The organism is Fibrobacter sp. HC4 (assembly GCF_023373925.1).
GTDB lineage: Bacteria > Fibrobacterota > Fibrobacteria > Fibrobacterales > Fibrobacteraceae > Fibrobacter.
Window position 1 is genome coordinate 1 of sequence record NZ_JALCZV010000003.1, and the last position, 21819, is coordinate 21819.

At 50.4% G+C, this 21819-nt stretch carries 17 protein-coding genes; 6 read left to right on the top strand and 11 right to left on the bottom strand.

Features of this window, described 5'->3' with window-relative positions; all coding sequences use genetic code 11:
* A partial coding sequence (locus MMG03_RS02375; protein ID WP_249505554.1) for a transposase family protein occupies window positions 1-248 on the bottom strand: 248 nt, incomplete at its 3' end.
* A 353-nt stretch (window positions 249-601) separates the two neighbouring features.
* Here MMG03_RS02375 and MMG03_RS02380 point away from each other — a divergent pair.
* The 6 genes from MMG03_RS02380 to MMG03_RS02405 all read left to right on the top strand — a co-directional run bounded on the left by MMG03_RS02380 (window position 602) and on the right by MMG03_RS02405 (window position 7521).
* A complete protein-coding gene (locus MMG03_RS02380; RefSeq protein WP_073282878.1) occupies window positions 602-1891 on the top strand; it encodes a homoserine dehydrogenase in 1290 nt (429 codons plus the stop codon).
* 73 nt (window positions 1892-1964) lie between these two features.
* Window positions 1965-3407, top strand: a complete 1443-nt coding sequence (locus tag MMG03_RS02385; RefSeq protein WP_249505556.1) for a sugar transferase — start codon at window positions 1965-1967, stop codon at window positions 3405-3407.
* Between the two features lie 141 nt (window positions 3408-3548).
* Window positions 3549-4412, top strand: a complete 864-nt coding sequence (nadC, locus tag MMG03_RS02390) for a carboxylating nicotinate-nucleotide diphosphorylase (protein WP_073155893.1) — start codon at window positions 3549-3551, stop codon at window positions 4410-4412.
* 138 nt (window positions 4413-4550) lie between these two features.
* Window positions 4551-5363: a type III pantothenate kinase gene (locus MMG03_RS02395; protein ID WP_073233670.1), complete on the top strand. Its 813-nt coding sequence runs from the start codon at window positions 4551-4553 to the stop codon at window positions 5361-5363.
* Between the two features lie 184 nt (window positions 5364-5547).
* A complete protein-coding gene (locus MMG03_RS02400; protein ID WP_088666269.1) occupies window positions 5548-6516 on the top strand; it encodes a GGDEF domain-containing protein in 969 nt (322 codons plus the stop codon).
* A gap of 72 nt (window positions 6517-6588) precedes the next feature.
* Window positions 6589-7521 carry a UDP-glucuronic acid decarboxylase family protein gene (locus MMG03_RS02405; RefSeq protein ID WP_073155902.1) on the top strand — a complete coding sequence of 311 codons (933 nt, stop codon included), beginning with the start codon at window positions 6589-6591 and terminating at the stop codon, window positions 7519-7521.
* Window positions 7522-7554: 33 nt separating this feature from the next.
* Here the strand turns inward: MMG03_RS02405 and nth are convergent, their stop codons facing one another.
* The 10 genes from nth to MMG03_RS02455 form a co-directional block, all read right to left on the bottom strand.
* A complete protein-coding gene (gene nth, locus MMG03_RS02410) occupies window positions 7555-8184 on the bottom strand; it encodes an endonuclease III (RefSeq protein WP_249505557.1) in 630 nt (209 codons plus the stop codon).
* Entirely contained in the window at window positions 8181-8966 is a 786-nt protein-coding gene (gene cysE / locus MMG03_RS02415) for a serine O-acetyltransferase (protein WP_073155908.1), read from the bottom strand. The genes nth and cysE overlap by 4 nt, the downstream gene beginning before the upstream one ends.
* Window positions 8963-9463 (bottom strand): hypothetical protein, encoded by a 501-nt coding sequence (locus tag MMG03_RS02420; RefSeq protein ID WP_073155911.1) that lies wholly within the window; start codon window positions 9461-9463, stop codon window positions 8963-8965. Before MMG03_RS02420 ends, cysE begins: the two co-directional genes overlap by 4 nt.
* 27 nt (window positions 9464-9490) lie before the next feature.
* Entirely contained in the window at window positions 9491-10015 is a 525-nt protein-coding gene (gene hpt / locus MMG03_RS02425) for a hypoxanthine phosphoribosyltransferase (protein ID WP_073233676.1), read from the bottom strand.
* A complete protein-coding gene (locus tag MMG03_RS02430) occupies window positions 10016-12430 on the bottom strand; it encodes a DUF3536 domain-containing protein (RefSeq protein ID WP_249505558.1) in 2415 nt (804 codons plus the stop codon).
* Between the two features lie 153 nt (window positions 12431-12583).
* On the bottom strand, window positions 12584-14560 hold the full coding sequence (locus tag MMG03_RS02435; protein WP_249505559.1) for a glycosyl hydrolase: 1977 nt from the start codon (window positions 14558-14560) through the stop codon (window positions 12584-12586).
* 179 nt (window positions 14561-14739) lie between these two features.
* Complete coding sequence (locus MMG03_RS02440) at window positions 14740-16419, bottom strand: glycosyl hydrolase (protein ID WP_249505560.1); 1680 nt, start codon at window positions 16417-16419, stop codon at window positions 14740-14742.
* Between the two features lie 83 nt (window positions 16420-16502).
* Window positions 16503-18521 (bottom strand): T9SS type A sorting domain-containing protein, encoded by a 2019-nt coding sequence (locus MMG03_RS02445; RefSeq protein ID WP_249505561.1) that lies wholly within the window; start codon window positions 18519-18521, stop codon window positions 16503-16505.
* A gap of 172 nt (window positions 18522-18693) precedes the next feature.
* Window positions 18694-20574: a glycosyl hydrolase gene (locus MMG03_RS02450; protein WP_101478760.1), complete on the bottom strand. Its 1881-nt coding sequence runs from the start codon at window positions 20572-20574 to the stop codon at window positions 18694-18696.
* A 181-nt stretch (window positions 20575-20755) separates the two neighbouring features.
* Window positions 20756-21751 (bottom strand): aldose 1-epimerase, encoded by a 996-nt coding sequence (locus MMG03_RS02455; RefSeq protein WP_073233686.1) that lies wholly within the window; start codon window positions 21749-21751, stop codon window positions 20756-20758.
* Window positions 21752-21819 lie beyond the last annotated feature (68 nt).

The following is a 21819-nucleotide window of genomic DNA, read 5'->3' on the forward strand; positions in this document are numbered from 1 at the left end:
CACTTCCTGCACTTCACCCTGTAGGTGTCCATCTTGATGAAGCCCATTTTCGTGCCGAGATCGAGCGTCCGCCATACCCTCTGTTCCCGGCCGTTGTCGTAGAGTTTCCCTTTTCGCCCGCAACAGCCGCACCTGCTGGCGTTGCCCTTGGTGAGTCTTACCGTGATGGTGACCGTGGTATCGGTTTGTTCCTGCTTGACGACTGAACAGCCGTTGACATTGAAGATGGATTTGTATAATTTTGACATGGGCTTTTTCTTCTGTTTTTTTTGGCGATTAAATTTTAGAAAATAGCCCATTTTTTGTTTAATTTAGGCGAATGTCAACAAAAAAGGGTGGCGAAGCCACCCACACATGTTGATGAAGAGCCTAAAAAAAGAAGAATTTACTTCGGTGTAGCCAAAAGGGGTAAGGGTTTATAATTGGCTGTTTTAAGGAAAAAACTCCAAAAAACATTTTATTAATTTGTATGAACATAAAGGTTTGCTGCAGAATAGGGACGTTATACCGGTAAAATAGGACGTTCGAAGGGCCTGCTTTCGTGAAGAAAAGCGGAACTTTTCTAATTTTGGGCTGTATAATTTTAAAATGGAGACGCTCTATGTTGCGTATTGGTCTTATTGGTACAGGTACCGTCGGTGGCGGTGTTATTCAGATTTTGGAACAGAAGATTGCCGAATACAAGGAAAAGCTCGGTGTCGAAATGGAACTGGCTTGCATTTGCGCCAAGTCCGACGAAGAAGTGGCTCCCTTCAAGGCTAAGGGCTACAAGACCTCTACCAATGCCGACGAAATGATCGCTTCCAACGACATTGACGTGTTGGTGGAACTGGCTGGTGGCTACAATATGCCCCGCAGGTGGATCCTGGCTGCCCTGGAAAGTGGCAAGCATGTGGTTACCGCTAACAAGGCTTTGCTGGCTAAGTACGGTCACGAAATTTTCCCGCTGGCTGCAAAGAAGGGTTTGCATGTTCTGTTTGAAGCTGCTGTCGGTGGTGGCATTCCTATTATCCGTAGCCTCCAGGAAGGCCTGCTGGGCTCTACCGTCGAAAACCTGAGCTGCATCATTAACGGTACTTGTAACTATATCCTGTCCCGTATGGCTGAAGAAGGCCTGGACTTCGATGTGGTTCTTAAGGATGCTCAGCGTCTCGGTTTTGCTGAAGCCGATCCTACCTTTGATATTGAAGGTATCGACTCCGCTCACAAGACTGCTCTCCTGGCTTCTCTCTGCAGCGGCCACCGCGTAGACTTTGAAAAGATTCACGTGACCGGTATTTCCAAGATTACCGCCCAGGATATCGCCATCGCCAAGGAACTTGGCTGCTGCGTGAAGCTTCTGGGTATCTACCGCCGTGAAGGCGATCGCGTGGACGCCCGTGTCCATCCGTGCCTGGTTCCCATGGAACATCAGCTGTCTAGTGTGAACCGCGTTCTGAACGCTGTCTACCTGCAGTGCGATAATCTGGGTGAAACTTTGCAGACTGGTGCCGGTGCTGGCCGCCTGCCTACTGCCTCCGCCGTTGTAGCCGACCTGGTTTCCCTGGCCCGCTCCACCGACTGCGGTTCCCGCAAGGCTCTGCCCATGGGCTGGTTCAACGTTGAAAATTCTGCGACCCTGGTTCCCATTTCCGAAACCAGCGCCCGCTACTACCTGCGCTTCACTTCCCGTGATGCTTGCGGCGTTCTGGCTAAGATCACCAAGATCCTGGCCGATAATAACATTTCCATCGAAACCATCATCCAGAAGAACGTCAAGGATCCGGGTAAGGTTTCTGTGGTTGTCATTACCGAATGCACCCAGGACAGCAAGGCCCAGAAGGCAGTGGATGCCATCGACGCTCTCGCTGAAATCGTGGAAAAGAGCCAGGTTATCCGCTTCTTGGCTTAAACGCTTTAGGATGGTTCCCGTCACGGGTTGATGGGAACCTTTCCTCTTGTTTACTTCTTCCGTTGGATTGTGTATGATTCGAGCGACCACATTGGAACGTATGCTTGTTGTCCTGTCGGACTTTGTTGCGTTGTCCATTTGCTTTGGCTTGGCCTTCTGGGTGCAGTTCCACAGTGGGTGGATTGCTGACAAGTTTGATCCTAGCCGAGCTTTTGCTGATTACTACCACATGGGCATTGTGCTTAATGTGGGGTGGCTCTTTCTGTTTGTTTGCGCGGGACTTTATCGTTCCTGGCTTCTGCAGTCTAGGACTCATCAGATTTTGCGGGTGCTGCGTGCGGTGGTCCTTGGAATTATCCTGGTGATTCTTTGCCTGTTCGGTGCGGAATTCCTGGGCAAGGTTATGTCTAACGAACCCTTGAACAGCGGTTATCTGTATGGATCTCGCTTCCCCTGGATTTTTATATACGGTGGTTTTGCACTTTGCCTGGTGGTCAGTTTTAGAATGATCATCTACCAGTGCCTTCGCGGTCTGTTGCGTCTCGGTTATGGTGCCAATAACATTCTGGTACTTGGTGCAACCGAGGCTGGTCGCAAGATTGCCGAAGAACTCGCCAAGACGCCTCAGCGTGTTATTGGTTTTGTCGATGAACGTTATCAGGTCATGGACAAGGAATTTGCCGGTGTCCCCGTTCTTGGTAAGTATTCTGACTTGCCCGCGTTGATTAAGAGTAAGAAGGTTTCTGGCATCATTATCGCCCATGATAGTACCTCTCCGCAGGAAATTATGCGAGTGCTTGTGTGGGTTTGCGAATGCGCTGTACACATCTACCTCGTTCCGGAACTTTATCAGGTGATTCATGGTCAGTTCAAGGCAAATCTGGTATATGGCTTTGAACTCCAGGAACTGCTGCCTTTTACCATGCCGCCCTGGCAGGTCCGCGTCAAACGTATGGTGGACATTTGCTTCGGTACCTTCCTTGGAATTTGTTCGTTGCCCATTTGCCTGCTTGCGGCTATCGCTATCAAGCTGGACGATCGTGGCCCGGTTTTCTATTCCCAGGAACGAATCGGTTTGTATGGAAAGCCTTTCTTTGTGTACAAGTTCCGTACCATGCGTACCGATGCCGAAAAGTTTGGCGCTCAGTGGGCTACCAAGAACGATCCGCGAATTACCCGCATTGGACGATTCCTGCGTAAGACCCGTATCGATGAACTTCCCCAGATTCTGTGCGTGCTGAAAGGTGATATGAGTATGGTGGGCCCCCGCCCCGAACGAGCTGTGTTTATCGGTAAGCTCCGTGAACAGATTCCCTTCTACATCAGCCGTCTGAAGATGAAGCCGGGGTTGACTGGTTGGGCTCAGGTCTGCCATCATTACGATACCAGCACCGAAGACGTGAAGATTAAATTGCAGTACGATATGTATTACTACGAGAATATGAGCCTCTTGCTGGATTTCCAGATTCTTGTACGTACTGTTTATGTTGTTTTAACAGGAAAAGGCGCTCAGTAGGTTTGAGGGCGTTCGCTCCGCTCACTTTGAGGGGTGAGGTCGGGCTACGCCCTAGAGGTTGTAAGTATCCTCATACCTCAGAGCGAATGAAATGAGCGACCCCATACCTCATACCAAAACGTTTATATAAGGACCTTGATTATGTACGGTGATAATTCTACTCCGGTGTTTCCCACAGAAGATGCTTTGACTATGATCCGTCTGGCTTTGGCTGAAGACGTTCGCACTGGTGACGTGACCAGCATGTGGACCATTCCTGCCGACCAGAAGCAGCATGCTCGTTTGATCGCTAAGGAAGATGGCGTTGTGGCTGGTCTTCCCATTATCGAACTGGTGTTCCAGGAAATGAAGGCTAATGCTACCGTGACCCTCCACAAGAAGGATGGTGACGTGGTAAAGAAGGGCGATCTGATTGCCGAACTGGATGGTACCACTCACGAACTTTTGACCGGTGAACGTACCTTGCTGAACTTCATCCAGCAGCTTTCCGGTGTGGCCACTGTGGCTCACACTTTCCAGGAAGCATTGAAGGGTGGTAAGACCAAGGTCCTGGATACCCGTAAGACTATTCCCGGTTTCCGTACCTTGCAGAAGTATGCAGTTCGCGTTGGCGGCGGATCCAACCACCGTATGGGTCTCTTTGACATGGTGCTGGTGAAGGACAACCACATTGCTGCCGCCGGTGGCGTGTTGGAAGCTCTGGCAGTTGTCAAGAAGAATAACACCCAGAACCTTATGGTGGAAATGGAAGTGGAAAATTTCGACCAGCTGCGCGCCTTGCTCAATAAGGGTGTTGACGTGATTATGCTGGACAACATGAGCAACGAAACCATGGCTGAAGCCTTGAAGATCATCAAGGAAAGCGGCGACAAGTGCCTGGTGGAAGGTTCCGGCAACATGACCCTGGAACGCGCCAAGGAAATCGCTACCCTCGGCCTGGACTTCATCTCCGTGGGTGCCCTTACTCATAGCGTGAAGGCTCTCGACATTTCCATGAGAATTTAAGCTTTGAGGTCGGGCTTCGCCCTTTTAGGTGTGAGGTCGCAGCAGAGCTGCTTAGAGGTATCGAATTGATTTCGTACCTCATACCTCAAAACGAACGAAGTGAGTGACCTCACTCCTCATACCCGGATAAAAGAGACTATGGCAGATTCTGTAACATTAGTTGTTGACGTAGGAAACACCCACACGGTTCTTGGCATTTTCAAGGGAACCAAGGTGGTGGATTACTGGCGTCTGACAACCCGTAAGGAAACCACTTCCGACGAGGTGATGAACCGTATCGGAGGTCTTCTCCGCTTTTCTAAGATTAATCCGGAAGAGATTACCCATGTGGGTCTTTCGACGGTGGTGCCCGCTCTTGAGCGCCCCTGGATCAAGGCTCTGGATTCTCTGCTGAAAAAGCACGTTCAGGTTGTCAATTCCAAGAACTGCCTCGGTTTGAAAATTGATTACCAGAATCCTTCCATGGCTGGTGCCGACCGCCTCTGCAATGTGATTGCGCTCCGTGAAGAAGGCCTGAAAAACGGTGTGGTGGTGGATATGGGAACTGCAACCACCTTTGATGTCATGAAGGATGGCGCTTTTGTCGGGGGCGTGATTATCCCCGGTATTAACGCTAGCCTGGATGCCCTTACCGAAAAGGCCGCCCGCTTGCTTCCGGTAACTATCGAATGGCCCGAAAACGTGGTGGCTGACAATACGGATGATGCTATTCGAGCTGGTCTTCTTTATGGCTTCCTGGCTCAGCTGGAAGTGCTGATCGGTAAGATCAAGAAGGAAGTGGGCTGCGAAGACCTGCCTGTCTATGCGACGGGCGGTTGGGGCAAGACCATTGCCCGCCGGACAACCCTTATTGACAAGTATGACCCTTTCCTAACTTTGCGGGGAATCCGTCTGGTGGCTGTCAAGGGAAATTCCGTTGCAGAAGTGGAACGGGATACCGAAGAAGAATAGCCAGAACATCTGTTTTTGAAAGCCTTATCCTGAGGAATAGGGCTTTTTTTTATGGGAAAAAAGCAGAAATGTGCTTATCGCAAATTAAACTTATTATATTATTACATAAGTTAAGAAGGTGAAAATCGTGCTGGCAAAATTCCTTAAGACGTTATCGCAGAACAGAACGTTGATCTTTTTGGTCATGTGTCTGTTTGTCCATATATTCAACGCAATCTATTTTTGTTCCATTGGCTTAACTCCGCTGGTGGTGCTGAATATTGGTAGTTCTTGTCTGTATGTCTTGTTCCTGACCTTGTTCAAGAAGAATAGTGACCTGCAGATTGTATTTGCCTATTTCGAAATAATCATATTCTCGTTCTTGAGTGAAGTTGTGGCCGGCGGTCACTTTAGCTATGTGAACTTTATTATCGGCATGGTGGCTGTGGTGTTCTTTCTGCTGCCCTTTAGGAACAAGAAGAAACATATTTACCAGTTCATTGGTGCGGTGTCAGCCATTGGTGTAAGCCAAATTACGGTGTTCGAATATTCCATGTTCCCGGAATACTTACCTATTGTTCTTGAACATAAAGTATTCATTTCCTGTCTGAATCTTATCATTACCTTGTTTACCCTTTTCTATGTTTCCAACCTTTATTTGGTAGAGCTGAACGAGGCCAGGGCCAAACTGGATTATTCAAGTAATCATGACGTGCTGACCGGTCTTTATAACCGCCGCTTTTTTGAAGGCATCATGAAACGCAGCAAGGAAGAAAACGAGAATGCCTTTTCTGTGGCCATGGTGGATGTGGACGACTTTAAGCATATTAACGATACTTACGGTCACGAGGCCGGCGACAAGGTTCTGGAACGGGTGAGCCACCTGCTGGCCGATGTGCTTCCCAAGAATGCCATTGCCGTCCGTTGGGGTGGCGAGGAATTCGTGCTTTACCTGCCCATGATGAGTGTGGACAGTGCCCGTGGAGTCCTGGAAAATTTCATTACGAGACTTCGCGAATGTTCCGTTATTTACCGGAATCAGGAAATCAGGATTTCTGCGACAATCGGCGTGTGTACCGGTGACAGTATTTCGGAATATGAGAATTACATCCGCCAGGCAGACGAAAAACTCTACTGGGGAAAGAAACACGGCAAAAACCAGATTGTGAGTTAGAAGTGTTCTACTCGTAAGTTTTGAAAACTTCAAAAAAAGTTATATTATCGGTGATTAAATATTGGAGCGTGTATGCGTTGTTTAGTTACCGGTGGTGCTGGATTTTTGGGTAGCCATCTCTGTGAACGTCTTCTGAATGATGGTCACGAGGTTATTTGTCTTGATAATTATTTCACTGGCCGAATGGCTAATGTGGCCCACCTCCGCGACAACAGGTGCTTCGAGCTGATCCGTCACGATGTAACGGAACCAATTCTTCTTGAAGTGGATCGTATTTTTAACTTGGCATGCCCTGCCAGCCCTGTGCATTACCAGTATAATCCGGTAAAGACCATCAAGACCAGCGTCATGGGTGCGATCAATATGCTGGGACTTGCCAAGCGTGTGAAAGCCCGCATTCTTCAGGCCAGCACCAGCGAAGTTTATGGCGATCCTGCTGTGCATCCGCAAACAGAAGACTATTGGGGAAACGTGAACCCCATCGGTATCCGTAGCTGTTACGACGAAGGCAAGCGTGTTGCCGAAACTCTCTTTATGGATTATCACCGTCAGAACAATGTGGATATCCGCATCGTTCGAATTTTCAATACTTACGGCCCTCGCATGCTTCCTAATGATGGTCGCGTCGTTAGCAACTTTATTGTGCAGGCCTTGAAGGGCGATGATATTACCATTTATGGTGATGGGTCCCAGACCCGTAGCTTCTGCTATGTAGACGACCTTATTGAAGGCTTTGTCCGCATGATGAGCCAGGACAAGATTATCGGACCGGTAAATATCGGCAATCCCGGTGAATTTACCATGCTGGAACTTGCAAGGGAAGTTCTGGACTTGACCGGTTCCAAGAGCAAGATTGTCTTCCAGCCGCTGCCGGGTGACGATCCCAAGATGCGCAGACCTAACATTGACCTGGCCAAGAGTGCCCTGGGTTGGGAACCGACGATTCCCTTGCGTCAGGGGCTTGAAAAGACTATCGTCTATTTTGATGAACTGCTGAAAGAATAAAGCAAACTTTTAAAGGCGAGCGGAAACGCTCGCTTATTTTGTTTTGCAACCGATGGTGCTGCAAATGGGACATTGATCCACTTTGTGTCCCATGGCCTTGCAGTAGGTTCGTCCGAAGAGAATTATTTGCAGATGCTTTCGTTCCCAGGATTCGGGAGGAAAGATTTTCTTTAAGTCTGCTTCAGTACGTTCTACGGAACTTCCGTCGCTTAAGCCCCAGCGGGCGGCCAGTCGATGGATGTGGGTGTCTACAGGAAAGGCCGGTATCTTGAAGGCGTGAATCATCATGACGCTGGCGGTCTTGTGGCCGACGCCAGGGAGGGCTTCTAGTTCTTCAAAGGTCTGCGGGACTTTGCCGTTGTATTTTTCAACGAGAATCTGGGACAGCTTGAAAATGTTCCTGCTTTTATTCTGGTAGAGTCCGCAGGGTTTGATGTATTCCGCAATTTTATCCACGCCGAGGGCTACCATTTTTGCGGGAGTGTCGGCAACTTTGAAGAGCTCTGCGGTCACCAGGTTTACTCGGGCGTCGGTACATTGGGCACTCAAGACTACCGCGATTAACAAGGTGAAAGGATCGCGGTAGTTTAAGGGAATCGGCGGGTTTGGAAACAACTCGTCCAACTTCTGGTTGATGAATGTGATGCGATCTTTTTTGGTCATGCGTCGCGGGTGAAGTCCTGCTCCATGTTGAAGCTGGGCATTTCATCGTGGGGACGACCAACTTGAACGGCAGGCACTCCAGCGTACGTTGTGTGTGCAGGAACGTCGCTGACCACAACGGCACCCGCACCAATCTTGGCACCGTCGCCAATATGGATGTTTCCCAGAAGCTGTGCATGGGCGCCCAACATGACACCGTTACCAACCTTCGGATGACGGTCGCCGATTTCGTTACCAGTACCGCCTAAGGTGACTCCATGAAGGAAGGAAACGTTGTTGCCGACGACAGCGGTTTCGCCAATGACAATGTTTGTAGCGTGGTCAACAAGAATTCCGTATCCAATGTTTGCTGCAGGATGAATGTCCATGCCGAACTTGCGGCTGATGATGCTCTGCAACATTTTTGCGGGGAAGGTGCGTCCTTCGCTCCACAAAATGTGGGCAGCACGGAATGCCTGTAATCCTTGGAAACCCTTGAAGAACAGCAACGGCTCCAGATAGCTGGTGCAGGCGGGGTCACGGAGCACGGTGGCGTGCAAGTCCTTGGCGGCGCTCATCAGAAGTTCGGGGTACTTGCTGTAAAGCCCGCTGAACATCTTTTCCAGTTCAACTCTGTCGATGACTTCGCCTGCCAGCTGACAGGAAAGGGTGACACCCAACATTTCGCAGAAACTGTTACGACATAGAATTTGTTCGTTCAGCATCAATACAGAGAGGGGCTCCTTCTGTACCAGAATTTCGGCTTCGTCACGAATTGATTTTTCTATGTCTGCAATATTCATTTTTTATCCTTAGAGGGCTCGTCGTCGTCGAGGGTGGGAATAACCTTGTTTTCCTGGCAAAGGTTTTCTTCGCGGATTTTAAAGGTAAAGTCAACCAGATTGTTTTCGAACATTTTCTGGTAAGGCTTCTTCTTCTGCACGCTCTGCAGGGCGCAGGTACAGTAATTTATGCGCTGGATTAGGATGTTGTCGTTACGGGGAGCGCCCTGGGCGAACACGCATTCGTGCATGATGGCGTATTCCATGGCGCGGTCGTAACGGTACTTGCACTTGTTTGGCAGATCAGGTTGGGCTGCAACTCTTTCGATTGTTCCCTTGGCAGGAACGTTGTGCATAATGCTGCTAGTGATGAATCCAGCGACAAATACCAGGAAGCATCCTACTAGGAGCAACAGGAACTTCTTGCCGCGGCTAATGTTGTTGTAGCTTCTGCCTACCGCCTCAAAGGCTTGGGTGGCGTGTAACTTGACGTCATCTAAATCTTTGTTTTTTGCCATATTACTCTCTCTTCACCTAATCCAAAACTAAACTTCTATCAGTGTCCAGACCTCGGGCAATGTTCTGTAGTCTTCGTTAAAGTCTAGTCCGTATCCCACGACGAATTCGTTGGCTATCTCGAATCCGACATAATCGGCGTGGAAATCAACAGTTCGACGTTCTTCCTTATTCATAAGAACGCAAGTACGTAACTCTGTAATTCCTGCTTCCTTTAACATGCCTACCAAGGTGAACATGGTGTTGCCAGTATCCAGGATGTCGTCCACAACTAGTACTCGCTTGCCCTTTAGTTCCTGCAAGTCCAGACCACTCACCTTCAGCTTGCCGCTGGATTCCATTCCGGAACCATAGCTAGAAGCCTTGATGAACTTAATCTGATGCTTGGGGTTGGCCATGGCGCGAACCAGGTCCGTGGTGAACATGAACGCTCCGGTGAGAGCCGAAAGGACAATGTCGAATTCAAAGGATCCGCCGATTTCTGTAGCCAGCTCCTTGACGCGGGTCTGGAGCTGCTGTGCAGAAATCATGGGCTTTGCGGACATCTTGTACATTTACACCTCAAAGTTCAGCCAGCTGAACATGGGCTTCAGGGCGGCAAGCTTGCCTTCGGGATTCTTGTTGTATTCCTGGAAGAAGGGGAATACCTTGTTCTCGAGGCTTGTCTTGTCGATGCCCAGACGGAGCCAGTCGGCCACGGTAATGAGGCCGGTGATGTGGCTGACGGACTTCTTATCCAGTTTGACGGAGACTGCATCAATCAGTTCCACCAACTTGGCGTGGAACATACGTCCGGTACCGCCGAAGGAGAAGTGGGTGTTCAATGCAGTAGCTTCTTCAACCAGGTCGTGGATTTCGTCAAAGACCTTCTTGTCGTCGGTTTCCATATAGGAAAGGGCGAGGTGGTGGATCTTGGAGTTGATTTCCAGAGACAGGATCTTGCGCATGGTGTCGGGCAGGGTATGGTCGGGGTCGGCCATGCTGTCGATGGAAAGACCATGGGACAAGGCGAAACTGCTGAAGGATTCCGTAAGACCGGAAAGGTACTTGCGGGTAGAAATCTGGTTGATACGCTTCAGGGAGTCGCTCATGAGGTTGCGCATGCGGACCACATAGGCGGTGGGATACATTTCCTGGAGCTGTTCGGTTCCCATATTGGGATCTTCTACGAACTTAAGACCGTTCTGTTCGTTTTCGCCATCGGCAACCACCAGGTTGATTCGGCCCAACTGGTCGGTAATGGCAAGAACGGAGGATACTCGGGATTCGCCGACGAACTTGTCGTTGAATTCTGCACGGACCAGAGTCTGACGACGGCGGGAAGCAATCTTTGTCGCAGTGATGCGGGCATCCTTGTTGTCGTAACCGTCTTCCAGGTCCAGGTGGAAGATGGCGGCACGTTCTGCCATTTCCTTGACAACCACGGGAACCTGTTCTTCGGCATAGCGGGTAAAGACTTCGGCACCGTTCCACTTGTGTTCGTTACTGGTGGCGCGGGCGAGGATGCTAATGAACTCGTTACGGATATGGTGGCCGTAGGGCAGGAACGGTTCCAGCAGTTCCATGGCGCGGAGGGCGTAACGCATGTTCTGCACCGGTTCCAGACCTTCGATATCGTTGAAGAACCAACCGCAGCTGGTGAAGCTGAACAGGCAGAACTTCTGGATTTCGAGAAGGCGGATGGCGCGGGCGCACTGTGCTTCGTTGGAGGGGTTCTTTACTGTAGCTTTCAGGAAGGCTTCCACGCGGGATTTGTCTTCGGGAGCGACCAAGGTCTGTACGTAGTTGTTACGTGCGTCCCAGGGGTTTACGTCGGAAATCTTTTCGAATTCGCGGACAAAAACGTCGTCTGCCAGTTTCTTCAGGTGGTTGAAGGCGTCGCGGAGAGGACCGCGCCACTTCTGGTTCCAATCGGGGCCACCGCCAGTGCAGCAACCGCAATCGCGGTACCAGCGGCCAACGCCGTGGGCGCAACTCCAGGCGCAACCTTCGCTATGGAAATTCTTCAGAAGGACTTCGTGCTGGGGTGGGAACTTTTCCAGGAACCAACCGTAGTTCACGGGAACCATGTTGTTCTCGGGTGCAAAGTGGTTATAGAGCCAGGCAGCGCACATGTCGCCGAACGGTTCGTGGTGTCCGTAGGATTCGCCATCGGTGCCGATGCTTACCAACTGTGCGTCTTCGCGATTTTCATCCCAGGCGCTCTTGATCTTGTTGCCGAAGGTGCCTGCGTCACGGAGCAGGTGTTCGAAACCCACTGCAGAAGAAAGCCAGGGGTTGTAGAAAAATACATCCAGGTAGCCGTCGCACACCAGGTTGCCTTCCTTGTCGCGGGGGTAGATGCGGTAGGGGCGGGTGGTGTCGATATCGGTGTTGGAGCAACCTTGCCATTCTTTGCTGCCCAACTTGCGGAAGCTATCTGCCTGGGTGGGGGAGAGAATGGTGAACTTGATGCCGGCCTTGATGAGGGCCACAACCGTTTCGAAGTTGATGGCTGTTTCTGCCAGCCACATGGCTTCGGGCATACGTCCGAAATGGAACTTAAAGTCTTCGATACCCCATTCAATCTGGGTCTTCTTGTCTTGTTCGGAAGCAAGAGGCATGATGATGTGGTTGTACACCTGGGCGATGGCGTTACCGTGGCCCAAACGTTCAATGCTTCTCTTGTCAGCTTCCTGAATGCGCTTGTAGGTATCGGGAGTGTTGGTGCGGATCCAGCCCATCAGGGTGGGACCCATGTTGAAGCTCATGAAATCGTAGTTGTTGACGATATCTACGATGCGGCCGTTGGGGGAAAGAATACGGCTTGCGGAGTTGGGGCTATAGCACTGACTTGCAATGCGGTCATTCCAGTCGTGGAACGGACGGGCGCTGGGCTGGTTTTCGATGACTCCGGTCCAGGGGTTTTCACGGGGCGGCTGATAAAAGTGGCCGTGGATTGTAAAATACAGAGGATGTTTTTCAGACATAATTACACACCAAAAACGTTTTGGCGAAAGATAGAAATTTGCCATATGCAGCGTGGCTGCGTGGGCGTGTTGTAGGGGCTTTCAGATACGAAAAAACGCAGCGGTTAGGCTGCGTTGATTTGGGGTTCGCTTAAAAGGAATCGCTAATTGTTTTTATTTCAGCTTGATGACTCTGGAAACACTGTATTTTCCGGCAGATGCGCGGAGTACATAGCTTCCATGGGTCAGTGCACTCAGGTCAAAACGATGGCTTCCGGCAACGAGATTGCCTTGGGCAAGAGTTGCAATGCGATGGCCCATCATGTCGAACAGCGCCACCGTTCCTCGGCCTGCCTGGGGAATGTACAAAGACAAAGTTTTTTCTTGAACGGATGCCGTTATGTTGTTTGCGAAAGGTACGGTGTTGCGAATGGAACTGGGGGCGACGATGGCGCCTGCGCTATTGGTGTCTGCAACCACATTGTCCCAGCCCGGCATATTGTCCAAGGCGATTACTCGTTCGTCATCCAGGTTGCGCTTCCACATATCGGCGGGAGTCTTTTCCAGGAAGTTTCCGCTCCATGTCTGACTCCAGGTCATCCAATAGCTCCAATAGGACTTGTCTTCGGCGATGCTGTCGATGTCGGGAATGGCGCCGTTTTCGCTGAGGGCGATCATCTTATTGGTGCCCACTTCATCGATAATCTTGTTCCAGTAATCGGCTGCAGAATAATGGTTGTTCAGCGGGTCGTAAATGTCGACGGCAACGATATCCACGTATTCGTCTCCCGGATACCATTCTCCATTGAGGGCAGAATAGTCGTAACCAAACTTAGGATCGGTATTGATGTTCCAGACCCAGATCAGGTTCCTGTTCTTGTTTACGTTAACCATGCGGTTGAATACAAGATGCCACAGCTGAACATAACATTCCGGAGAACCGACGCCCCACCAGAACCAGCCGCCACTTGCTTCGTGGAGAGGACGCCAAAGAACGGCAATTCCCTTTTCTTCAAGCTGCTTGAAGTAACCGGAAACAATATCTACGTCAGCGACGATGTCCTTGTATACCTCGGAAGTGGGGTCGGCGTCAAGGCATACTGTCTTGGTTGCTTTGCATTCGTTTTTGGCGGAGTCCATATCCGTACATACGGAATCCGTCTTGAATGCCTTGGTGTAGTTGAAACAGGTGTTGTTTTCTGCGGTTCCAGCAACGTCTTCGGTACAGCCTGCATTCTTGAAACCCTGCATCTGGGTGTAGAAAACGGTGTCTTCGCCCACCTTCCAATGCCAGGTGTATGTGGGGATGCCGCCCATGCTCCACAGGTCTTCGGTCATGACCAGATTGTTTTCTGTATAGCCCCGGAACCATCCTTCTTCGTGATGCCCGCCTGCAGCGAAGAGCATGTCAAAACCACCGATAGCAGGATAGTGGCCGGAACGCTTGTAAAATTCGTCGATGTCGGTCTGGCCTTTCCAGGTATCTTCACCATTCAAGAACTTGCAGGAGTCTGCAGGAGTGCATTCTGCGGCGGAAAGCAACTTCATGTTGCCGTAATCGTAGTTGAAATTCTGGTCGCTGATCATCATGCCGCTGATAGTCTTCTTCATGAAGTTGTCGCGGAGGAAGGTCTTGACCTTCATGGCGCTTTCGGTGGCGCCGGGAGTTACGGGCAATGCACTAATCTTGAATTCCGGATCAGGAACCCGTTCCACGATAATGTAGTCTACGCCGATGGAGGCATTGCCGACGGTAACCGTATTCTCGCCAGCCTTCATCTTAGAAGTGGCGGATACGACGTAGGCGGAATCGCAGTTGCGGGGTGTGGTCAATTCAGAACCAGCCTGCTCCCCATTGACCATGATTTTGGAGGTGGTCCAGTCGTACTGTTTAATCAGAACCTGGGTGGTCACCTTATAGATGGCAGTTTCGTCAACCTTGATGGAGAACGTCATTCCGTCAGAACCGGGAACCACATACTTGCCACCAGAAAAACTGGCGTCTTCCTTGATGTCGGCGGCTGTTACGCCGGGCTGATCTTCGGCTTCATACTTGGTGGCTGTGGTTGCTGCAAAGCTTGCTGTGGCGAGCCCCATGAAGGCAACGAAAGAGAATGCGCTCTTGATGGCGCTGTTAAAATGTAATCCCATAAACACTCCTTAATTAAACCGCCTTAAATCTATATTTGAAAACCGAATTTTTAAATGGAAGATCGCCTCGAAAAGCTTAAATCGTTGAAAAGTTCGCATCAATTGATGCTTTTTTTTAATAAAGATTGCAGAAAAGGCCGCGTTTTTCGCGGCCTTCGATCGTCTAATTTTACAAGGAATTAGTTATTGGGAAATTTCTTTCCTGTAAGGTCAAAAATTTTGGGTTGATCCTTGTTTTGATCGACCTTGTGGACCTGAACTTTATTTCCCTTGATTATGAGTCTTGTTCCTGCAGATTTAAAGTTCGTTTTGGTCTCTTGCTTACCCTTAAGGCTTGCAATTTCAGACACGTCTGCCAATTCGTACTTGTCCCAACCCGGCATATCTTCCAGGGTGATTACGAAGTCGTTGTTCATGACGGTCTTCCAGGTTTCAGCCGTATTGTCGTTGGCCCAGCCTTCCATGGCGTAGTCACCGTACCAGGGCATGAACCAGCTCCAGTTGGCTCCATCGGCCTTCATTTCGTCGGGGAAGGGAACAGAACCATTTTCACTTAAGGCGATAATCTTCTTGCCGCCGTAAATATCCTTCACGGTTTCAAAACTGCCCACCAGGCTGGAGTGGTTTGCTTCGCGAGGATAGTAATAGTAATCGCGGCCCACAACGTCTACGTATTCGTCGCCAGGGTACCAATCGATGGCGTCCTTGGCTTCGTCGGTGGTCCAGACCCAAATGAGATTATGCAGGTCTTTTTTGTTGACGAAAATATCGAACATCAAACGATAAAGGGCGACGCAGGCTTCGGCACCATCGGTACCCCACCAGAACCACTTACCGGCGGCTTCGTGAAGGGGACGCCACAATACGGCAACACCGGCTTCCTGTAAAGTGTGAAGGCTGTCGGCAATCATTTCCAGATCGCGGACAATGGCCTTGTATTCGTCGGATTCTGTTTTCCACTTTTTGGTAGTCAGGTCGTAAGCCTTGGTGACGCTGAATGTGGTGAATGGATCGTTTCCGCTGGACTCGGTGTAGAAGGCTTCCACATCCCACATGGGGTCTTTCCAGTGCCAGTTAAATTGAGGGATGCCTCCCTGCTTCCAGACGTACTTTGCCATTTCCAGGGTGGCGTGGGTGTAGCCCTGATGCCACATGCCGTCGGAGCCGCTGCCGCTGGCGTGCAAGAAGTCAAAACCTACCAGCACCACGTTCTTGCCGGAGGCATCTGCGATGTACTTCAATTCAGTCTGAGTTTCGTAAGTCTGAGGCGTGTACTTACCGTCATTTTCGAAGGGACGTTCCGTCATGACGCCGCTAATGACTCGCTTTCCAAAATTTGTCAGCAGGAAGTTATAGAGCTTCTGTGCGCTTTCGGTAGGTTCCGGTGTCACGGGACTTGCGCTCAGACTGAATGGGGCAGCTTCGTATTCGGTAAGCTCGATGTAGTCCAGATTCACCCAGCCCCAGGAATGTACAATACCGATGGTGTTGTCGCCCTTGTTCAGCTTGATTTTTCCTGCACCCTTGATGGTGGAAAACTCGTCGTTCATGCCGAAGGAAATTTGACCTGCGGAGATTCCGTTGATAGTCAAGTTCTGAATTTTGTCAGTCCCGTCGGTAGGGAGCATGTAATTGGCCCACAGGGTGTAATAACCTGTTTCAGGAACGTTCACCTTGAATTCCAAATTGCCCTCTTTCATAGCCACATAAGAGCCTCCAGAAACGCCTGCCTTGGAAACAACTTCAACTTTATGGTCGTCGGCGAGAACGGCGTCTTCGGCTTCTAGGCGAATTGCTGCGGCGTTGGCCGAAACCAGGGCGGCCAATCCAAAAAACGGGGCTTGTTTAAACATGTTCATTCCAAAACTCCATGTATACATATACTTTTAGAAAAAACGCCGCGGTGTCCCGCGACGTTTTCCCACACATCAAACTTGATGAATTACTTGATGATGATCGGCTGGGTTGCGGTGATGCCTGCGCCCTTGACGCGTACGATGTACTGACCCTTGGACATGTCGGTCATATCGAATGCGTGGGTGCCTGCAGACAGGGTTCCGCGATAGAGGGTGGCGACGCGCTTGCCGTTCATACCGAACACATCTACGTTAACCAGGCCCGCGGAAGCGGCAGTGAACATGATGCTGTTTCCGTTTACAGACATCTTTGTAGCAGGTGCTGCTGCGGTAGCCTTGATTGCTGTCGTTGCCGGAGTTCCGTCAAAGTAAGTTTCCACCTTGGTAATGGTAGCCTGTTCCGGGGAGAAGGTGTCGAATTCTGTATCGAAGTTGTTGATGACGATTGCTCCACCATCAACGACCACATTGTCAATCATAACTTCGCCGCTGAAGGCATCCGTAGTCATCTTGATAATGACTTGGCTGAGGTTGCCTAGATTGCTGGTGATGGGGAAGTCGTCTTCCCAGTAAGCAAAGTCTGCAATGGGGAAGGTGCAAGTTGCAGTTTCTCCTGCAGCAACGTCGCAGTAGCTATTGGCATTGTACCAGCCCCATTTGATGTGAGTATCGCTGGCGTTGGTCTTCATGGCCATGGTGTACTGAAGATCGCTGGTGGAGTTGTTCTTTACGGTAAAGGTAATAGCCTTTGCTGTTCCCAGGTTGGTTGTGAAATTGTATGTCAGGTTTGCTCCTTCAGAAGCGTCGACGCCAGCGTAGGTCACCTTCATCCAGCCGTTCTGTCCACCGGCGGATGCTGCAAAGTCAGAAAGTTTCACCTTGGTGGAATCCAGTTTGTAGATGGTTGTAAGAGCTTCTGCGGAATTGGCGAGGCTCCAGATGGCGTTCAGGTAGAAACTGTTGCCCGCTTCTTCGTGGAGGGTCCAGCCCATTGCGCCGGAGTAGCCGTTTTCAAAGGCGTACTTATAGGCATCGGCAATGGTCATCTGGCGAGATCCGGCAGGATCGCTGCTGAGGTTTCCGCCATTGGTGTTCACCTTAACCCAGTCGGCACCCGGAAGTTCACCAACCACCATGGGCTTGTCCAGCATGTAGTAGCTGTATGGGTTGTGGAAGGGGCTTGCGCTGTTGGGATTCCATTCGGGATAGTAATGGACCTGGTAGAAGTCCAGGGTTCCCTTGGGGTACTTGTTTTCGCCGGCGGCCAGGAGCATGGCGTCTGCATAGTAGTTCTTGCCGCACTTGTCGCTGGTCATGGTAAAGCGGGCGCTGCCATTGGAAACTAGGTTGTCGGGTGCTTCCTTGTGGATGGCGTCTGCAGTCATGTTGATGACGCGCTGGATGTACTTGATGTCCACCAGTTCGGTGCCCCAGCCGTTACCGAAGTTTTCGGTACTAGTCATACCTTCCGGTTCGTTAAACACTTCCCAGGCAAGGAGTGCCGGGTGATTCTTGTAAGCCTTTACCAGCGGGAGAACTGCCTTGTCGATAAATGCCTGTGTGGCGGCTTCTTCCTTAAGAATCAATTCGTTGGCGGTAAAGTCAAAACGACCGCCCCATTCCTTGGTGCTTTCATAATCCTTCTTCATCATGTCGAAGGAAAGAAGGCAGAGGTCTACCACGATGCCGTATTCTTCGGCGATATCCAGAACCATACCGACGTTCTTGATGGTCTGTTCTTCGATGCCTGTGGCGTAATGGGTGGTGGGATCAAAGCTTGGGTCCATGGTGTTGTTGGTGAAAAGCCACCAACGAATGGAGTTACCGCCTGCAGCGCGAAGATCCTTCAAATCCTTACGGACTGCATTTTCGTCGATGGTCATCAGCTTGCCGTTGGCGTCCTTACCAACGTCCTGGCTGAAATTCCACCAGGCGATATTCATACCGTTGAGAAATACTTCATTGCCGTTGTAGCAGAGCTTGCTCTTGTCGTTTGCGCAAATGCTCATTTTATAACCATCGCCGTTTGCGGCCATGGCTGAAGTTGCGAAAAAGGCGCCGCCCACCAGGGAAAGCGCTAAAGCTTTTTTTAAAATTTTGTTCATAAGTATACTCCAAACAAGCGTCTTCAGAGACGCAAAAATACCAAACAACAGAGTTAATATAATTTATTTTGGTAGTTTAAATCAAAGTGTTCTTTTTTTTTTTTTATCAAAAAAAAAAATGCTTCGGAATTTTATCCCGAAGCATAAACTTTTACCTTTGTAGAAAAAGGGATTACTGTGCGCCACCGATAATGGTTGCGTCCATGAACTGTCCTTCCTGGACTTCAACTGTGGCGGGTTTGTTGAAATCGCTCAAAGCTGTTCCGTCGTCTGCGACAACATCGTCGTAGAAAATCGTTCCGTTTACACCCGGGGTGGAAATTTCCAGGAGGATTGTGGAAACGTCTGCGAGATAGGCTGTCAGTTCTTCACCTTCAAGAACGGTCTGGTTTGCGGCTGTTGTTGCAAGATCAATTTCACAGGCTTCCTTGGCGCCGCCGTTAATCCAGCAGCCGTCGGGCTGAGCCCATTTCCACTTGGAGTCCATGAAGGCGATGGTGAACCACAGACCGTCTCCGTTATTGGAATTGTCAACATTGAATGTGAGCTTGGTTGCCTTGGACAGGTCGACGACGGAACCTCCGTGGAGGACTACGTTGCCGCGAACGGTGTCTTCTGGAGAACTTGCTGTCATGACAACCTGCAAGTATCCATTGGTGGCGATGTCTTCAGGAAGCACGAGGGGTGCCTTTTCAACGGCGGTATCCAGGTCTGCAAGGGCGTATCCGACGACGCATGCTGCTGCAGGAGCGTTGCTGATGACGTAGTTGTCCCAACCGGGCATGTCTTCGAGGGCGAATACGCAGGGGTCTGCCAAATTAGCTGCCCAGACGGTGTTCTTGGTCTTGCTGACGTACTTGCCGTCCCAGCTTTCATACCAAGGCATGTTCCAGCTCCAGACGGCGTTGTCGGCGTGCATCAGGGAGGCGTCAGGAATGGGACCGTTTTCGGAAAGGGCCAAGACCTTGTCGCCATGAATAGTCTTCATGTTGTTGAATACAGCTGCGTTGCTCTGATAGTCATAGGACTTGTTGTAGATGTCTACGGAGAACACGTCGTAATAGGCACTACCCGGATCCCACGTTGCATCGCTGAAGATTGTCTTTTCGGCATTCCACACCCATACCAGGTTCTTTACACCGTTGACCTTGACCATGCGGTCATATACAAGGCGGTAAAGGGCTGCGTATTCTGCGCCCTGGTGCATCTTGTCGGTGGCGCTCCACCAGAACCAGGCTCCACCGGATTCATGAAGGGGACGGAAGATTGCAGCTACACCCTGTTCCTGAAGCTGGAGGAAGTATTCAGAAATTTCATCAATGTCGGCGACAATCTGCTGGTAGGCTTCGGATGTTTCATCCCATTCGGTGGTTCCTGCCTTAAAACCTGCAGCGTAGTCAAAAGTGGTAAATTCGCTGGCGTTACCCTTCTTGGTGTAGAAGGCGTCGATAGCGTGGCTGGGGTCCTTCCAGTGCCAGGAGAAGGCCGGAATACCGCCCTGCTTCCAAAGGTCCGCTGCTGCTTCCACAGCCATCTTTGTATAACTCTTGTACCATGCATCTCCGGCATTGACACCGTTTGCGAACAGGAAGTCAAAACCCACCAGCGCGGGATATTTGCCTGCGGCTTCGTATACGGCCTTGACGTCGATCATTTCCTTGACGGTGGCTGTGTTGACGTCACCGGTCTGAACACCGGAAACTGTACGAGAACCGAAGTTGGTGGCGAGGAAGTTGTAAAGCTTCTGGGCGCTAGCAGTAGCTCCTTCTGTAACCGGAGCGTAGCTGAAGGTTCCGGGCACGTTGGTAATCGGAGTGTTGTTTCCTTCGTTTCCGTTGTCAGATACTGCAGTGGTATCGATGGTCGTGTTAGATGTGTCGGTAGGAGTGCCAGAAGGTGTGCCGGTGCTGTCGCTAGGTGTGGCGGCGGGATCATCTCCCACAACGGTAGTCTGTTCTTCAGGACCGCTGCTAGAATCGTCTGAGCATGCTGTTGTCAGAATAGCTGCAGTTGCAGCCAAGCCAAATGCCAAGAGGGATTTCTTGATATTCATAAACACTCCATACAAAAAGATTTACTTGACTAAAATTATATTCCTGAGAGGAGAGAATTCTTTTTTTGATGTTCTATGTTGTAATAACGTTGAATGGAACACAACAAACTTTTTAATGAAAAAAATGGCGTTTTCTTTCGAAAAAAGCCATTTTCTTTAAGTGTGTTGCGAAATAGAAAAGCTATTTCTCAATAAAGTTGAAGCCGAACTCAAAAGTGCGGGATTCGCCCGGAGGAATCACGATGAGACCGCGGTGATGGTTCAGGGCATCCGGTTCCGTGGTCATGGGCTCGATGGCGATGCTCATGCGGTCGGGGGGAGTGTACATCTGGATGGCGTTATACTGTTCGATACCGGCGCGCTGCCAGATGTCCAGCAGGTACTTCTCGCTTTCCAGCAAAACGTGTGCGTTGTTGATGAAATCTGCATCGGCGGGAGTCTGGGCGAATTCCTTGCCCAGGCAGAAACAGTCATTGATGAATTCATCGGAAATCTTGCGAGACGGGACGAAACGGGTGTCTTCCTTGAAGTTGCCGGTGGGGAGGTCTGCGGAATCCAGCACGGCAAGATTTGTCACAGGCATGGAGAGGGTTAGTTCGTCAATCTTTTCGCCCAGGCTGAAGTAGGGGTGCCAACCTTCGGAATAGGGCATGTCCTTCTGGCCCAGGTTTTCGACCTTGGAGTAGATGGTCACCTTTTCACCTGTGTAGATGATGGTGTTGGTGGCGCGGAAGGGGAAGGGGAAGCCGGCGTAGGCGCCAGACCAGTCGCAAGTGAATACTGCTGTGCAGCAGTCGTTATCGCTTTCAAAACTCTGGAAAGTCCATTCCCTGTTCTGCAAGAAACCATGAAGGGCGTGGGGAGCCCAGCTGACGTTGTTTTCCAGCTGGTATTCGTTGCCGTTCCAGTTGAATTTGGCAAAACCGGTTCTTCCCGGGAAGGGGGTCAGTCGGCAGCCGGCGTTGGTATCAGGGCCCACCTGGTGGATGGTGGAACCGTCGCGGTAACCGAACAATAGATCAAGCAGTTCGCCGTGTTTTTCGTTTACGGGTACGCGCCAGGCGTTAAGGCCTCCACCGTAGCCGCTAAGGATTTCGAATTCTGCACCGTCATCGCGCTGCAATACATAACACTGGACAGTACCCAGGGGGCGAGAAATAATCTTGAACTGACTCATATGTAGGGAATCTAGATAATAAAATCAGCATTCCAATAGTGAATATAGCCGAGTAATAAAAATGTATT

Coding starts and splice junctions, on each gene's coding strand:
- MMG03_RS02420 (WP_073155911.1), bottom strand. CDS start 9,463: ATGGCAAAAAACAAAGATTTAGATGACGTCAAGTTACACGCCACCCAA.
- MMG03_RS02395 (WP_073233670.1), top strand. CDS start 4,551: ATGGCAGATTCTGTAACATTAGTTGTTGACGTAGGAAACACCCACACG.
- MMG03_RS02435 (WP_249505559.1), bottom strand. CDS start 14,560: ATGGGATTACATTTTAACAGCGCCATCAAGAGCGCATTCTCTTTCGTT.
- hpt (WP_073233676.1), bottom strand. CDS start 10,015: ATGTACAAGATGTCCGCAAAGCCCATGATTTCTGCACAGCAGCTCCAG.
- MMG03_RS02430 (WP_249505558.1), bottom strand. CDS start 12,430: ATGTCTGAAAAACATCCTCTGTATTTTACAATCCACGGCCACTTTTAT.
- MMG03_RS02385 (WP_249505556.1), top strand. CDS start 1,965: ATGATTCGAGCGACCACATTGGAACGTATGCTTGTTGTCCTGTCGGAC.
- cysE (WP_073155908.1), bottom strand. CDS start 8,966: ATGAATATTGCAGACATAGAAAAATCAATTCGTGACGAAGCCGAAATT.
- nadC (WP_073155893.1), top strand. CDS start 3,549: ATGTACGGTGATAATTCTACTCCGGTGTTTCCCACAGAAGATGCTTTG.
- MMG03_RS02405 (WP_073155902.1), top strand. CDS start 6,589: ATGCGTTGTTTAGTTACCGGTGGTGCTGGATTTTTGGGTAGCCATCTC.
- MMG03_RS02445 (WP_249505561.1), bottom strand. CDS start 18,521: ATGAACAAAATTTTAAAAAAAGCTTTAGCGCTTTCCCTGGTGGGCGGC.
- MMG03_RS02450 (WP_101478760.1), bottom strand. CDS start 20,574: ATGAATATCAAGAAATCCCTCTTGGCATTTGGCTTGGCTGCAACTGCA.
- MMG03_RS02440 (WP_249505560.1), bottom strand. CDS start 16,419: ATGAACATGTTTAAACAAGCCCCGTTTTTTGGATTGGCCGCCCTGGTT.
- MMG03_RS02455 (WP_073233686.1), bottom strand. CDS start 21,751: ATGAGTCAGTTCAAGATTATTTCTCGCCCCCTGGGTACTGTCCAGTGT.
- MMG03_RS02380 (WP_073282878.1), top strand. CDS start 602: ATGTTGCGTATTGGTCTTATTGGTACAGGTACCGTCGGTGGCGGTGTT.
- MMG03_RS02400 (WP_088666269.1), top strand. CDS start 5,548: ATGTGTCTGTTTGTCCATATATTCAACGCAATCTATTTTTGTTCCATT.
- nth (WP_249505557.1), bottom strand. CDS start 8,184: ATGACCAAAAAAGATCGCATCACATTCATCAACCAGAAGTTGGACGAG.